The organism is Aurantivibrio plasticivorans (genome assembly GCF_055392955.1).
In genome coordinates this window covers 3007455-3022001 of the sequence record NZ_AP036020.1, presented here as the reverse complement: position 1 = coordinate 3022001, position 14547 = coordinate 3007455, and the positions used below count along the sequence as shown (strand labels likewise).

11 protein-coding genes are annotated in these 14547 nt (G+C 46.4%); 1 reads left to right on the top strand and 10 read right to left on the bottom strand.

Annotated elements, in window-relative coordinates:
• Positions 1-575: 575 nt before the first annotated feature.
• The 10 genes from ACZ5NB_RS13545 to ACZ5NB_RS13500 all read right to left on the bottom strand — a co-directional run bounded on the left by ACZ5NB_RS13545 (position 576) and on the right by ACZ5NB_RS13500 (position 13541).
• The gene (locus ACZ5NB_RS13545) at positions 576-3818 is read right to left on the bottom strand and encodes a PKD domain-containing protein (RefSeq protein ID WP_464107558.1); all 3243 of its coding nucleotides are present in this window, start codon (positions 3816-3818) and stop codon (positions 576-578) included.
• Positions 3819-4047: 229 nt separating this feature from the next.
• Positions 4048-4998 (bottom strand): AgmX/PglI C-terminal domain-containing protein, encoded by a 951-nt coding sequence (locus ACZ5NB_RS13540; RefSeq protein ID WP_460234469.1) that lies wholly within the window; start codon positions 4996-4998, stop codon positions 4048-4050.
• A 37-nt stretch (positions 4999-5035) separates the two neighbouring features.
• Positions 5036-5575, bottom strand: a complete 540-nt coding sequence (locus tag ACZ5NB_RS13535) for an ExbD/TolR family protein (protein ID WP_460234468.1) — start codon at positions 5573-5575, stop codon at positions 5036-5038.
• 3 nt (positions 5576-5578) lie between these two features.
• Complete coding sequence (locus ACZ5NB_RS13530; RefSeq protein ID WP_460234467.1) at positions 5579-6079, bottom strand: ExbD/TolR family protein; 501 nt, start codon at positions 6077-6079, stop codon at positions 5579-5581.
• 25 nt (positions 6080-6104) lie between these two features.
• Positions 6105-6860 (bottom strand): MotA/TolQ/ExbB proton channel family protein, encoded by a 756-nt coding sequence (locus ACZ5NB_RS13525; protein WP_460234466.1) that lies wholly within the window; start codon positions 6858-6860, stop codon positions 6105-6107.
• 51 nt (positions 6861-6911) lie between these two features.
• Positions 6912-7310: a hypothetical protein gene (locus tag ACZ5NB_RS13520; protein ID WP_460234465.1), complete on the bottom strand. Its 399-nt coding sequence runs from the start codon at positions 7308-7310 to the stop codon at positions 6912-6914.
• Between the two features lie 14 nt (positions 7311-7324).
• On the bottom strand, positions 7325-8197 hold the full coding sequence (locus tag ACZ5NB_RS13515; protein WP_460234463.1) for a tetratricopeptide repeat protein: 873 nt from the start codon (positions 8195-8197) through the stop codon (positions 7325-7327).
• A complete protein-coding gene (locus tag ACZ5NB_RS13510; protein ID WP_460234462.1) occupies positions 8184-11084 on the bottom strand; it encodes a tetratricopeptide repeat protein in 2901 nt (966 codons plus the stop codon). Before ACZ5NB_RS13510 ends, ACZ5NB_RS13515 begins: the two co-directional genes overlap by 14 nt.
• Positions 11085-11091: 7 nt before the next feature.
• On the bottom strand, positions 11092-12861 hold the full coding sequence (locus ACZ5NB_RS13505; protein ID WP_460234461.1) for a tetratricopeptide repeat protein: 1770 nt from the start codon (positions 12859-12861) through the stop codon (positions 11092-11094).
• Positions 12862-12866: 5 nt separating this feature from the next.
• Positions 12867-13541, bottom strand: coding sequence for an AraC family transcriptional regulator (locus ACZ5NB_RS13500; protein WP_460234459.1), 675 nt, complete (start codon positions 13539-13541; stop codon positions 12867-12869).
• Between the two features lie 340 nt (positions 13542-13881).
• On the opposite strand from ACZ5NB_RS13500, the gene ACZ5NB_RS13495 reads away from it, so the two are divergent.
• Complete coding sequence (locus ACZ5NB_RS13495; protein ID WP_460234458.1) at positions 13882-14514, top strand: outer membrane beta-barrel domain-containing protein; 633 nt, start codon at positions 13882-13884, stop codon at positions 14512-14514.
• Positions 14515-14547 lie beyond the last annotated feature (33 nt).

The following is a 14547-nucleotide window of genomic DNA, read 5'->3' as shown; positions in this document are numbered from 1 at the left end:
CCTTCTGGGAATGAAATAAACCGGTTATACAAATTAACAATTTGAGTACTAAAAAATGATCTGGTTATACGATTGAGTTTCAGTCGTTCAATTGTTTAGCGGTATGCAGCGGGTGCTGATTAAGTTTTAGTGAGTCTTGTCTTCCGTCAATTGTTATCACAGCTATTCCGTAAACCTTTCCTTTAATACTAGCAATAAACTGCAATAAACCCATGGTGAATGGGCTAGAAACGACACGAAAGGAGGGGTGGGTCAACTAAAATGCAAAAGCATGTAGTGGGAAAACAAAAAAGTAAGTTTGCTAGCAAAGGTTGGCGGTCGATTGGTTTCATATTCCCGGTTGGGAGGTATGTGTCTGACCCCATCGCTTTACACGTTATTTATGATGTGCAAAAAGTATTTCTACAGGGTTGAACGTAAAACGTAGGAACTTATGAGAATGCGTTGGTAAGCAAGTCCAGCGAGTTATGTCGACCCAAGTCTCTGCTTGGGTCGACTTTTAGTTGGAGAGTCTGTTGCTAGGCGGTGCGAGACTGGATCAATTTTTCCATTGGGCAATGTTATAAGTTCGCCGATTACTCCACGACTATGGTGATGCTGTCGACATCGGTCGTGCCAATACCGCCATCATAGACTTCAAGTTCTACAACATATACTCCTTCGATATCGGGATTAAAGGCAGCATTTGAGGATGTTGCGTTGCTTATATCGTCCTCTGTTAACGCGCTGTCGCTGGGTACAGAGGTGAGTCGCCATTGATAGCTGAGGGTAGAGGGCGCTTCGTCGACGTCGTAGCTTGCGCTGCCGTCAAGTTGAACGGGCATATTGAGGGATGCGTTCAGTTGATCTTCGCCTGCACGAGCATTAGGTGGCACATTCCCGCGGTAAGCCCGCACCGTCACTGTATCCTCTTCGCTACTTAGTTCGCCGTCGTTCACAACGAGGCCTAGGGTATAGGTACCTAACAGTGGATTGTCGATGGTATTAGCGACTTTTGAAGTGAAGAAACTGTCGACAAAGGTCGTGTCGTTTGCGCTGGTAATGGTGTATGAGCGTGCAATCAACCCGGCGCGGAGCACTTGCGCTTGTAAGCTATTGGGATGTCCTGTGGTTGGGTCTTCTAGCGCTTGTAAGGTTGCTTCTGCATCAAATCGATCACTATCTGTTTCTGTACGGTCCGCAGAGGGGTCGCCGTATTGGTCTGTGGTAGCGCCATTGCTGGGGAGCACCAAGAGATCGAGAAATGCATTGTTGTTAATCACTAAAGCGGCGGTCGCATCAATCTCGTCTTGCCACATTTGATCATCGGTCGTGCCATCTGTAATAGAATCCGGCGCTTCGAAGTTGCCGTCATTGTATGGCCCGTCTGAATCTTCGTCGGTGGCGAGAATGATATTGATGCGCGCATCGTTTCGGAATTCTAAACCCCCTACAGGTGAGTTCACTAGGCTTGGGTCAGCGAGAACGTATCGAATGGCTTCAAGGCCTGCTTCTCGCTGCGGAAGGGCGTTGCCATCGTTATCTCGTAACAAACTAGTGTCTATTGCATCGAATGCCGCGATGACTTCAGCGGTAACATCTGTTGTTGTGGTGCTCGCAGTAAATGCCAGTTTGACTACGGGCTCCGTAGAGCCGATTGGCCGCTCCTCAAATGTCACAACGGCGAAACGAGCATCTACTTGGTTTTCGGGGTCTGACAGTGCTTGGACAAAATCACTCAACCCTTGTCTGACAACGGCAATTTCTTCGTCCATAGAACCACTGCCATCGATTAGGAAAACAAAATCCGCTTTCATGGGTAATTCTAATGCTTCGTCGGGAACAAAGCTCGGCGTTGCCGTGTTGCTACCAGTGATGTCTGCAGTTGTTAGTTGACTATTCGGCGGAACTGAAAGCATTGACCAACTGTAATTCAATCCATCCCCGTCAGGGTCGTAAGAGCGGGTTCCATCGAGCAATACGGTTGTTGCTTCTAGCACATTTTGGTCGTAACCCGCATTGGCAATGGGAGGTTGGTTTTCCGCAGGCGGATCCGTTGGGTCAGTTGGATCAGTCGGATCGGTTGGATCAGTTGGATCGGTCGGATCAGTCGGATCGGTTGGATCAGTTGGATCGGTCGGATCAGTTGGATCAGTTGGATCGGTCGGATCGGTCGGATCAGTTGGATCGGTCGGATCAGCCGGATCAGTTGGATCAGTTGGGTCGGTCGGACCTGTCGGATCCGTTGGGTCAGTTGGGTCGACGTAGCTTGGGTCGTCGCAAATGATGCGAGACTCATCCAAGTTATCTACAAAATTATTATTGATAGGCGTAAAAGGTAAATCAGCACCGCTTCGTTCTTGGGAGATTGCTAGCTCGGTAAATACCGTATCCCGCGTGGCGTTAACAACCGGTAAGCGGCTTTCACTCGACGGGTCATACACCCAAATACCGTACTGACTATCGACATCTCCAACTTTACCTTGTTCGCAAAAAGCACTGACACCGTTATTGACAGTGGTGCATTGAGACCAACTCACGAGTAACCTACCGCTGCCATCCTGATAAGGTGTTAGGGCGCTAAACCAACCATCAAAAGATTGCTGGCTGGGATAGAGATCGACGTCGCTGCTTCCAAGCTGACGTACTGCGGTTTCACCAAATACATCGCCATGTGTATCGCTGGGTGAGTGTAATTTAACGAGCGCGCCGCCAGATTGCATATTATAAAAGTGTTTTAGAACGCCCATGAGGTAGCCGTCTGCACCTTGGATAATTTTATCTAGCGAAATAAATTCTTCATCACTCCCAAAAATGGTAACGGTTTCATACAGTTGTTTAAGTTGAACAGTATCCGGTTCGATAGTTAGCAGAGTGTAGTGATTACTAGGAAGTGCTTGCCCGTACGGTGTGTCAATCGTAAATGCACATAACTTGGGGTCATCCCATGTACTGGGGGTTTCTAGTCCATTGGGATAATCACCGCTCAAAAGCTCGAGTGATGTAGACGCTGCTGCATTGTCATCACAATTAGCCAACAACTCGTAGCTACGTGACCAGCGAACAAACGCTACCTCACCGTTGCGCAGAGTTGTTGTTTTGGTGTCGTGATTATTACCAAAAGTCAGCTGTAGAATATCACTGCCTTCCGCGGTCATTCGGTGCAACAACGAGGGTCTCTCTGATGGACCTATTTTATAGCAATCTTCATCGATGGTAGGGGGGATTGGTTCCGCTGTTGGTAGATCTGGATTGCCAGCTGCGCGATCCGACGAAAAGACAATATTGCCGTCGGCCGTGTATGTAGGGTTAGTGTCTTGCCCTTCGTTAGCGAGAATGGAATCGCTAATAATTCGACGTACACTTTTTTCCTGAAAACTGTATTCATATATGTTCCAGGTGTTATCTGTGACATGGTCTAGCGGGCCATGGGCTGCGAACAGCAAGCGCGTACCATCTTCTGACACAGCGAGATCTTTTACATCGAATTGGTTGCTGCCAAAGTAGGACTCTAATACAGCCCATTGCTGGGCTTCGACATCAATGCTTGAACGGTGAATCAGTGTTGCCCCCGGTGAAAAAACATAGGGAGAATGCAGATCTTGAGGTGTTTGGTTGTTTTCTTCCAAAGACGCTTGGTAAACACTGTAATGACTGTCGACAGACTTGGATATACTCCGCTGTACATAAGCGATCGGTGTGTCTTGATTAATTCCCGCTGCTTGTAGCTCGTTGGATGAACTGTCGTTGCTGCTAGAGCCTCCGCCGCAGGCTGTGAGTACGCTACCCATCCCGACCAAGCAGGATATTGCTGAGAAACGATTTAAGTGCGTGGACATAAGAGTCACCCTAATAAAATTCTACTCCATACATCCATACTGGCAGACATTGGGGAAAACAAAGTGGAACTTCATCGCACTTTATTAGGTGCTTTTTTCCACTATTTAAAAGTGTGATTGCTAAAAAATAATGCCAACCAACAACTAAACTAAACGCTATATGTGCTTAGGCAATAGCTAAGTGTTCAATCGTTTTTCGTGATGCCAACATCAACATGTACGACAAGTTCTAACTAGGAATAAATGAAAATGCATATTCTACTGCTGTTGGTGACACTTCCTTTTCGCCAAAATTGATGTCACGAATGCGACTTAGGATAGCTAATTCAAGATCATGCATGCCAAGCTCACTCGTCACGAGTTTTAAATCTGAAATGCTACCGTCAGGTTCAATAATGAGGCGAAAAATAAATTTACCTGCTAGCTCTGGGTGTTGGTTTAAGGCTTCAAGATAGCGCGCGTAAACGCTGCTTTTTGCCGCCTCGAAAGTCCGTCGAATGTTTTCCATGTCTCGGCGGCCGGCTTGCCCAGACAAATAACTTAAGGTGCTTTTGCCGGGTTGGTCAGACACGCCTGCCACGGTGACAGCTACGCCATCATAAGCGGCCAGGCCAGCGCTCTCTTGCTTGAGCATGGTTTCATTCACTTCGATGCCCTGGCTACGTTTGCCTATGACTTCCTCCCCGAATGCATCACGTGATGTAAATTCCTTTTGACCAAGATCACTTTTGCTAACATTTTTTCGTTGCATCTTGGCGACGTTGACGCTGCCCCGTAATGCGCTCAGTTGATTGCTGAGCGATGCAAGGCCTTGTTCTTTCATTAGCTGCTTTTTATCAACCGCCTTGGGCGCCGGTGCTGGCGTTGGTGCCGGTGCAGCCTTCACGACTTGTTGGACGGGTTGTTCCTTCGGTGTGACAGGTTTGGGTTTAGGCGGCGGTGCCACTGGCTCTGGTGGTGGCATTTTTACCGGTTCTAGCATGACCTTAGTTTTGGTTAACTCTTTTTCTGGTGGCTCATAGGCCGGATCGATAGTGGGTAGCCAAGGCACAATGAAACAAAACAACATAACGCCTATTAAAATTCGCTTAATCAGGCGCTTGTATTTTTCTTCCTGTTCCGCGTCCTCCTGCCAAGGTAAGACGAGTTCCAGCGCTAGGGGTTCTACATTCGCAAACATAAACAATCTCTCACAGCATCCACTGAATAGCAGGCCACTACAAATTACTGAGGCTGGCGACTTCGGCGCTAGAGCCATTGGTTGGGATAAGCCCTGGTGCCGCTACTTGATTGACAGCTAGGGCTATATCACGAAAATTTTCAAGCCGACATGTCGACATCACAGCTTTTAACAAACCGTAGGGGACTTCGTGGTCTCCCATGATAGTCAGTGCAAGGCCGTTTTCTTTTTCATAGGCATTTAATTCGCCTTTGGCTTCTTTATAAGTTTGTAACGCTACCGATAGTGATTCTATCGATGACTTTTTGGACTTGATAATATCGTTAATCGTGCCAACTTCCTCTTCGCCAAGCCAAATGGTTTCTTCTCCAATCATTACTACCAGGTCCCCGTGGGGAGGCGTACCAATCGTGGAGTCTGGTAATTCAATAAATTTTGCATTCTCTAGCTTCTCAGCCTCACCCGAATTAAGTAGGAGGAAGAAAACAAGAATGGTGAAAATATCCATTAAAGCCACAAGGTTCAATTTGGTGGCGTATTTTGGCTTTTGATAGTGGAATATCGAATTATTCATCATGATTTAACTCGCATCACCTAACGATATTTCTGGGAAAAGTTCGACTTCTACGACACTTGCTGCGAGCACAGTGCGGTAAGATTTCACCGTATCCATAGTGGCGACCAAGTCTTGATAAGAGAGGCTGTGATCGGCCAACAATACGATGTCTCTGCGCTCAGACAGTTGGGATTTAACTTCTTGCAGTACCATAGACAGTGTCTGATAGTCATAAGCGCTGCCTTGCTCCGTTTTCAGCAAAGGCAGTTTTTTAATGAGTGAGCGCTTGTCGGGGTAATACACAGCAAAGCCCTTATCATTTACTACTACCTCCAGCTGCGACTGTGACTCTGCGCTAGATGCGAACCCGCCGGTAAGATCAGGTAGCTTGATTTCATGAACTGAAATTTGTGTGAACGTAATGCTTAATAGCAACACGGGCACGAGCACAATCATCAGGTTCATGAAGGACGTTATGTCGATATCGGCATCGTCTTCCGGTTTGTATTGAAATCGAAAAGCCATGATAAAACCTTGTCGTATCTACCAGTTAGAAGGCCGGTGCGGGCGCTGCGCCATCGGTGCGGTTTACCAAATCGGCTTCGGCAGAAGCCTGTGCATCCGGGGTTATGGTCATTCCGCTAGATGGGCGAGCAATACTGGCCTCGATAAAACGGTGTAGCGTCATGATGTTTAAAAACTTTACAGCCGCCATTTCAATACTGTTTACAATCGCTGACGTTTTGTTTTGAATCACCGCATGTAAGACCAAAAGCGGAATTGCGGCAATCAAGCCGAACGCTGTAGTGTTCATAGCGACAGAAATCGATTGCGAAAGTAACGTCGATTTTTGTGCTGGGTCAGCGACGGCCACTGCTGTAAACGCACTAATTAAACCAATAATAGTGCCTAGTAGACCGAGCAATGTTGCTACGTTTGCCAATACCGCGAGATACCCCGTACGGTTCTGAAGTTGCGGCATGGTTTCGAGCATCCCTTCGCTCATCGAGTTTTCGATATCGCCACGCTGTTTGCTTACTTTCATCATATCTAAACCGCAACCAATAATACGCGTGACAGGTGTTTGAACCTCTCGGGTATAAAGCTGCATTTTCTCGATGTCAGTTGAGCGCAGTAGGGGCAGGAAGTCGTTGAAAGCTTTGAGATTTCGAGCTTTTTCGCGAGCTAAAAACAGCCAGCGCTCAATGGCAATACCTATGCCGATAGCGAGCACGATGGCGATAGGGTAAATGAATAACCCGCCGTCTTGAAAAAACGCGGTTATTTTGCTGTAAACATCAATCATGTGGGCCTCCTACAGCGATGTTTAAAGAACGAGTGTTAGGTGATCTAAAAATTAGTCGAGTGATTGAGGTGATTCCAAGTTCATCTCTTCATAAATGTGCATCGAACGCAACATGATTTCCCGGTCCACTAAGTCAAGAGCTCCATCATGTTTTTGCTCGACATTCCAGTGCAATTTGTCTGGAGTGCCGATGCCTTGCCAGGGAATGAAGTAGCTGATTGCTGGCTGCTCTTTATCCCCGACGAAGACTGACTCCAGCTTGATGGCGTCAGCCTTATTGTCTTTTACGCGTTTACTCTCCGATATTGCCGGTTTGACTAGCGTTGCATTTACTGTTTCTTGTTGCGCATCTTGACTACTGGGCTGGTCTTCGCCGAAAGCATTGGCGGCAATAAGAAAGCAACACATGCCATAGGTGAATGAGGCGCTTACTCTTCGTGACGTATTCATTAGAACTCCCTGGGCTAGTTGGCGACTTTTGAGGAAGCAATGGAGTCTGCGTGCGGATCGCTAGACTCCGTAATATTTTCAACTGGCGTAGAGTCTGCGGTAGAAGCTGAGCTAATAGGGCTGGACTTCTGTAGGTCAGTTAACCTGATCAAGTCACCGGTGGGCCCAATGATGGAGCGTGTTGAAACAACGCCAGTGCGACCACGGATCTCGTCTATCCATGCAGTCACTTGCTGGTCATTGTTGGTAGTGAGTAATTGATACGCTTCCATATGCGCTTGTGCTTGCAGAGGTTTATTTAAGTAAACGTCATAAAGTACGCCCAAATTTAAATGTAGTTCGGGCGAATCTCGCCATTCAACCAAAGCGAGAGCGTAGGTGTTCTGTGCGTGTGCAAAGTGACCGCGTTGACGTTGTGCTTTCGCCAAGCGCAAGTAGGCGTTCATGTTGGCATCATTAACGTCGATGGCTTCGACATAATGTTGAACCGCTAACGAATAGTTTTGTTGAGCCGCAGCAATGTCACCTCGCATTACCCAAGGGCCGCTTAATTTAGGATGTGCTGTGACGAGTTGGGCTAGAAGTTGGTCGGCAAAGTCGTATTTTTTGGCATTGAAAGCACGCCTTGCATCAATATAAGTAGACACAGCTTCTTTATCGATCCGCCCAGAAAGTTCACTATAAGGGTTTGGTTGCGCCTCATAAGGTAAAAGCACGCCGGTTTTGTCGGTTTCCTGGATAGGTAGATACAGCGAAGTATCGGCTAACGCTACCGAACTTGAGCCGTCATAGCTCCAACCATTGAGTTTAGAGTTGCTACAACCGACCAGGCTTAGAAGACAAAGCGAAATAGTTGCAAAAATTCTGAGGGGTTTAACGTATTTCATCACCGTAACTCACTATGCGTTCTGTTTTTGCAAATCGTGTGGGGTGCAACTGACTCATTAGCGCAAAGCTTTGGTCAATCCACTGATTAAATTCACCGTCCCAGCCGCGATTAATATTGCTGAGTAATAAATCCTTCGCTAACTCGTCAAACGGTTGCGCTTGTTCTTCAATGATTTCGCTATAAATGATGCGTTCATCCGCGCTCAATGATTTGGGCCGTGGACTTTGGCGCAACTCAGTGGCGAATTGGTGATACATATCGGCAATCTTGTAGGCGCTCAGGGTAACAAACTCGAAAATGCCCGAGTCGGCGGCGGCTTGATAGCGTTGACTAGCTTTGTCTAGTAACGCGTTCTTAGCGCCGAGACTTTTATCTAGTGGTAGGCTGATAGCTTGTGCCTTGTACGCGCTAAGTTGATAGTATCCATATTCGGCGTTTGCCCATGCGGCGAGCCAACGACTGCGTTCGCTCGTCGCCTTGCCCGCTTGCTGATGGCCTTCGACTAGCTTATCCAGCCAGTAGAGTTTTTTCTGTTCTTCTTTAAGGGTGTCGTAATTAACTGCCAAGCGATACCGAGCCTCCATCATTTTGGCAAAAGGTTCGGGATAAAGCTTGTTGTAGGATTTAAACTGCGTAATGGCTTTTGATAACTGATTGTCTTTTTCGAACATTGTTGCGGCGAGGAATAAGGCTTCGCGACGAAGGTTTAAGTCGGGGTCGCCTTCCGCGAGCTTAAGGTATTCACTAGCGGCTTGGCGCCAGTTTTTATTTTTCTCATAGGCGAATGCTAGTTTTCGTGGGAACTCAATCGCGAGTTCATGCTCGGGATACAGTGCAATTAACTCAGTTAGCTCTGTTATGGCTTTGTCCCACTGTTGTAATTCAATAAGTAATGAGGATGCATCGTATTGTGCTGTGATTCTTACGGGTGAATCAGGTGCCAGTGTTTTTAACTTTAACAGTTCATTGGCGGCTGCTTGTTTTTGATCCGCGGCAATAACAGTTTCGGAGTGCTTATAGACGGAAGTCGCTAACCGTTCGGTTATCTGCGTATACTCATCTCCGTCTTGTGAGACCAGTTGTCGTTGTTGCAAATAGCCTTCGCTGGCTTCATCAAAGCGTTCTAGTTTAAAGAGCGAGTGCGCGAGAATTCCAAACGCTGTTTTCTTTAATGATGTATCTAAATCAGGATTGTTGCTGATTAAACTTTGTGAAATATCTAGCGCTCGAGCATACTGTTCTAAGCTAAAGATATATTCCGCCGCATTGGTTAATACAGAAGCAGAGCGCTCATCCTGATGATATTTTTCTGCAAACTGCAACATGCTGTTGACCGCTTGTCCGCGCCAACGCGTCATCGCTGTTTCGCTCTTCAATGTGTTTATGTGATTTTCGTAGGATACAATCGCTGCGTAACCAGCATTGGCGCCGTGTTTATCTGCACTAGGCGTAGTGCCTCGATAGGCGACGCGCTCGTAGTCGGGAATGGCTTGATCAAATCGGCGTGCTGTGAATAGCGCATCTGCACGCATGAAAACAATTTCATCAATGGCTTCGAAGCTGGGAAACGTATCGATAAATTGTTGGTAGTAGTAGGCAGCCTTGTCTAGCGCATCGACGGCTTCGCTATCAAGCTTCGCAATTTTTTTCGGGTCCGCTTTAGAATTATCAGTGGCCTTTTCGTTGGTGTCGATTATTTCTTGCTGTAGTTCTTGTCCGCGAGCATGATAGTTTTTGGCTAGCTCGTCGAGGTAAGCCTGCATGGTATCGTTAATGCTTGGCATAATGCCGTCGCGCTTTTTGCTAAAATCGGAGTAAATACCGTAAGCGTCGACAAAACGCTCTTTTTCAAAGAAAGCTTGCTTGGGAAAGCTCCCTTTGATGTAGGTGTCGATCATCTTTTTATGGAGTTTAGGTGTGCGATCCTGGTCACTATAGTTCGTTACAAATAGGCGATAGCTTTCGGCCGAAGCTTCATATAATTCTTTGTCGAGATAATATTGACCAAGATTGTCATAAATTAACCAAACATAATGTTGGTCGTTCAGTTGGGGTAGCGCCTCAATAGTTGCTGCACCGGCAATTTTATCGAGACCAAGGCTGACGGCGTGGAGAGTGTCGTTGGTTAACGATTGATCCGGCTTGCTAAGGGCGTCAATAGATTCAACAGGGCCAAGTAATTGGTTCAATACATAGACAAAATCATTCATCGCTTGTCGATAATACAGTTGCTTGTACTGCGACCAGCCGAGCATGTAGTGGGCGTTGAGTTTGAATTTTGCGTTGCTGTACTGAGTGACTGCGCGATAGGCTTTTTCGGCACCTTGGTAGTCGCCGCGATTAAATAAAATATCCCCTTTGCGGAAATAGGCCTCGGCCAGGTTTTCATAGTTAGGGTGGCGACTGGTTAATTGAAGTAACATGGCGAGCGCTTCGTCTTGATCTCCTTCCATATCATAGGCTTTTGCTAATTGATAAAGCACTTCGGCATTGTCGGGCGAATTGGGATAACGCTCTAAAATATCACGATAGGATTTGATGGCTTCAACGTAATAGCTTTTGTCTGCGGTAATGACTTCGGCGTTAACCTGGTCGTCTTCTCCTTCGAGCATATAGACGTGCGCAATACGCCTTTCAATTTGTTCCTTTAGATTCTCGTCTTCAATTATCGTCAGTAGTTCTTGATATTCGCTGCGAACATCTTTGCGGCTAATATTCTGTGTCACCTCGGCGATTGGCTGCTCAGGTTCTGGCTCGTACTTTAACGAACCTAAAGTCTGTGTATTATTTCCTGCGCAGGCCGATAGCATGATTGCGGGCACAATGACGCTAAGTGGTGTTTTTCGAAGCCAGCTTGGTCGATACCGTGTTGTTATATGAATCATGTTGCCATTAGTCTCCATCTTGGCGTACTGGACGGCGGACGTTATTGAGGTTAATCAAAGCAGTGTCGTATAAACGCGCTTTCGCTAATCGACTCTGTGCTAAGTAATAGCGCATACGCTCTTCGTGCTTATCGAGCTCAACCTTAACTAAATTGCGCATTACAGGTTCAAGTTTGGCGATATACCGTTGAGTCACCTGAAGTTTTTCATGAATTCGTTTGTGGTTGAGTTCGACCATCTCTGGATAACTATCAGGTTGACGATAGGGCTCACTTTGCTTGCGTAGTGAATTCAACTTGTCTGTGAGTAGCGCAAGCTCCTTACCACTGTTGTCTAAAAGAGACTCAAAGCGCTCTTGGTCGCTTGTATCTAGCGTGAGCTGTATAAGATCTAAATCATCTTTCTGTTGTGTCAATCTAGAGTGAAGCGTTTCGCTTTCTTGAAGTAGATGTTTCATGGATTCATCAAACATTTTTGATTCAGCCGCAGCAAGAATAAGTGCATGTTGCTCGGCTTGATTCGACCAATGAGTGAGGTTGTCGCGTATAGCATAAAGGTCTGCTAACTCATGGAGTACTTGGTTGAACGGGTTGCTCGCCATTAAGTCAATTAGAAAAGGCGTAAGCTTTTGGTAGTCAACCGAAGGTTTTGTGCCGTACCAGTCGGTGTCATCGACAATGGCGTCAAGATTGGCGATAAACTCGTGAGGGACGTCGCGCATGTCGATAATTCGACGCGCTTCAGCTACTTGCTGAATGCCTTGTAAAAACTGTTTTTCCGCTGTGATATGACTTTTAAGCGCTCGATTCATCGAGTCTTGCTGTTCATACAGGTGGCCTAGTAAAACCTTGCCTTCTTGTACTTCCGGAATAGATATTGAACGCTCATTAAGTAGCTGCAACGCTGGAAGAGCGATTTGGTATTGTTGTTGACGAACCGCCGCCCACGCATAAGCCAGCAACGCCCGGTTAGAATATAACCCGGTGGTGCGAATATTTTGTAGATAACCCCAGGCCTTCAGAAGTTGTTGATCTTCAATAGCCAGCTGAGCTAAACCGTGTCGTGCGCGGTCTGACAATACTTGCAGTTCTTCCGAATCATCTGCTGCTGCGACTACGGCTTGCAAATTTGCTTCCGCCGCTGCACGGTTGCCGCCACGTAGATACGAGATGCCTAAATTAAATAATAAGTAAGGGTGTTGAGGTGAGTATGTTGGTATGTTGTCAACAGCCTGGCTGATAGATTCCAAATGGTTCGCATCGTTGCTTACCAGTGTCGCGAGATAATGGTAGTCAAGATGAAGATCCGCTGGTACAGCGCCATGTATTTTTTCCAGTGCGTCGTGAGCATCTTTATCTCGAGAGTGAGCGTAGAAAAGCTTCGCGAGGTAGTACCAGGCGCGATTTCGTACATCTTCTTCAGTTTGTCTAACCAATAAGGCGTTAAATAAACTCTCCGATACGTCACTCAAGCCGTACGATAGTGCCATGCCACCCTTGAGTAATTGCCCACGGTCACTATTCGCGCGCTTATTTTCTTTGTCCGCTACGTATTCGTATTCAATCAGTGCGTTAAAATAGTCTTGCTGATAGTAATTAAATAGAATGGTGCCATATTCTAGATCATCACGAGTTTGGATGTGGTTGCTTGACTGAGACGCTGGAAAAACTTGCCCTGAAAATGCTATGAGCGATGCGAAGAATACAGTCACCACGGCATTGCTGGGTTGCGCTGGCAGCAGAGACTTCTTTCCTGTCTTACTTCGGTAAGTCTTCATTATTACTACCGCTGCTTTAGCTCGAAGATTGGTTCTTGATTGGCGCCATCATCGCTGATAGCAATTTCGAGATACTCGCTGGTTTTTCCCTTGTCGAAATCAAGGGATACCGCGCGCTTGTAATCGCGTTGGTTAGAACCAATGCCCGTAAAGAATACCGTTGCAGTATGTTTTCCTTCACTGAGATTGGTTATATAAAGACGGTGAACGCCACCACGAACTAGGGCGTTACGTTGTTTTTCTGAATAGATGTGAGAGGCCACAAATTCACCGTCAAGCTTGAACTTAATGCCTTCTAGGTCAAAAAAATGTCCTGATGCAATCGATACGAAGACCGTGTATTTCGTGCTCGACGGATAAAGCAGTTGTTCCTCCATGTTGCGTAAATCTTTATTGAGCACTACTACTTGGGTTTTGAGTTGTTGAATATCGTTTGACAGTGCACGAATTTCAGCCAAGGCTCGATCTCCACTTGATTGGAGTTTCTTTTCAGCGAAATTGACATTGCTTTCAGTTGATGAGGTGCTAGAGGTTGTCTGCGCTAGAGTCGGCGTGCTGAAAATGAGCAGAATGCTCGACAGTATCAAGCGCGCAACGATATTGGCTGCGGCCGCAAAAATGGCAGCGGCACGTTGCTGGTCGAGCTGACAGCTCGATTGTAGAGATGCTGATACTTCCATGGTTTTTTTGTTCTCGTAGCAATTTTCCGGAGTCCCAGAAGCGTTATTCGTAGATAACTATAAGTGAGTTTATAAATAACGATTAGCGCCAATTCACAATCTGAGAATGCACTAGCGCATAAAAATCATAAAACCTTCGATAGTGAGACAGCGTCAGTGACGCCAATCTATCGGTGCAAACAAAAGGTTATATTGAAATTCGCGACAATTGTTTTGGCGTTATTTCCTGTGACTGCTGTCACACTGTTTGTTGTCGCTGCAACCGGACGTGCTTTCCGATGCGTTGTATAGTTGTTTAATAGTGAAGAGAAGATTTGACAAGGTTGAAAGAGAAGTCATTATGATGAATGCACGTGGTATTAAATTCCTCTGCGTCTGCAGTTTGCTTGTGTTGTTGGTTCCTAGCCGAGTGTTGGCCCAAAATACTGTAAGAATAATAGAACCGGATGACCAGACAACGGCGGCTGACGTTGCCGCGATAGATACGGAACGGTTTGAGCTGGGGGCATATACTGGTGTGTTGTCAGTTGAAGACTTTGGTAGCGAGGCTGTGCTGGGGCTTGAATTTGCCTACCATCTCAATGAACGTTGGATGTTGTTGGCAAATTATGGGAAAGCATCCATTGACAAAGCATCATTTGAAGGTGACCCAGGATTCCTTGCTTCAGCGGACAGAGATTTTGAATATTATGGTGTCTTGGGAGGGTTTAAGTTATTCCCAGGAAGGTCATTCTTTGGCGCAAAAAAGAAGTATCAAACAGGCCTCTATGTCTTGGCGGGGCCAGACCATGTTAACTTTGCTGCTAATGATTCATGGGGCTTAGCATTCGGTCTTAGCTATCGCGTGGTGTTAACCGACTGGCTGACCGGCAGTATCGACTTCCGTGAACATCTGTTTAAACGAGACTTTATCGGAGACGATAAACAAACGCTTAACACCGAATTTAAAATTGGGGTTAATGCCTTGTTCTAGTTTTTTCTTAGGTGTATTCGCCAGTGGGCTACT

Bases quoted from the DNA above. Each gene is read 5' to 3' on its own strand.
- ACZ5NB_RS13545 (WP_464107558.1), bottom strand. From the start codon at position 3,818: ATGTCCACGCACTTAAATCGTTTCTCAGCAATATCCTGCTTGGTCGGG.
- ACZ5NB_RS13540 (WP_460234469.1), bottom strand. From the start codon at position 4,998: ATGTTTGCGAATGTAGAACCCCTAGCGCTGGAACTCGTCTTACCTTGG.
- ACZ5NB_RS13535 (WP_460234468.1), bottom strand. From the start codon at position 5,575: ATGATGAATAATTCGATATTCCACTATCAAAAGCCAAAATACGCCACC.
- ACZ5NB_RS13530 (WP_460234467.1), bottom strand. From the start codon at position 6,079: ATGGCTTTTCGATTTCAATACAAACCGGAAGACGATGCCGATATCGAC.
- ACZ5NB_RS13525 (WP_460234466.1), bottom strand. From the start codon at position 6,860: ATGATTGATGTTTACAGCAAAATAACCGCGTTTTTTCAAGACGGCGGG.
- ACZ5NB_RS13520 (WP_460234465.1), bottom strand. From the start codon at position 7,310: ATGAATACGTCACGAAGAGTAAGCGCCTCATTCACCTATGGCATGTGT.
- ACZ5NB_RS13515 (WP_460234463.1), bottom strand. From the start codon at position 8,197: ATGAAATACGTTAAACCCCTCAGAATTTTTGCAACTATTTCGCTTTGT.
- ACZ5NB_RS13510 (WP_460234462.1), bottom strand. From the start codon at position 11,084: ATGATTCATATAACAACACGGTATCGACCAAGCTGGCTTCGAAAAACA.
- ACZ5NB_RS13505 (WP_460234461.1), bottom strand. From the start codon at position 12,861: ATGAAGACTTACCGAAGTAAGACAGGAAAGAAGTCTCTGCTGCCAGCG.
- ACZ5NB_RS13500 (WP_460234459.1), bottom strand. From the start codon at position 13,541: ATGGAAGTATCAGCATCTCTACAATCGAGCTGTCAGCTCGACCAGCAA.
- ACZ5NB_RS13495 (WP_460234458.1), top strand. From the start codon at position 13,882: ATGATGAATGCACGTGGTATTAAATTCCTCTGCGTCTGCAGTTTGCTT.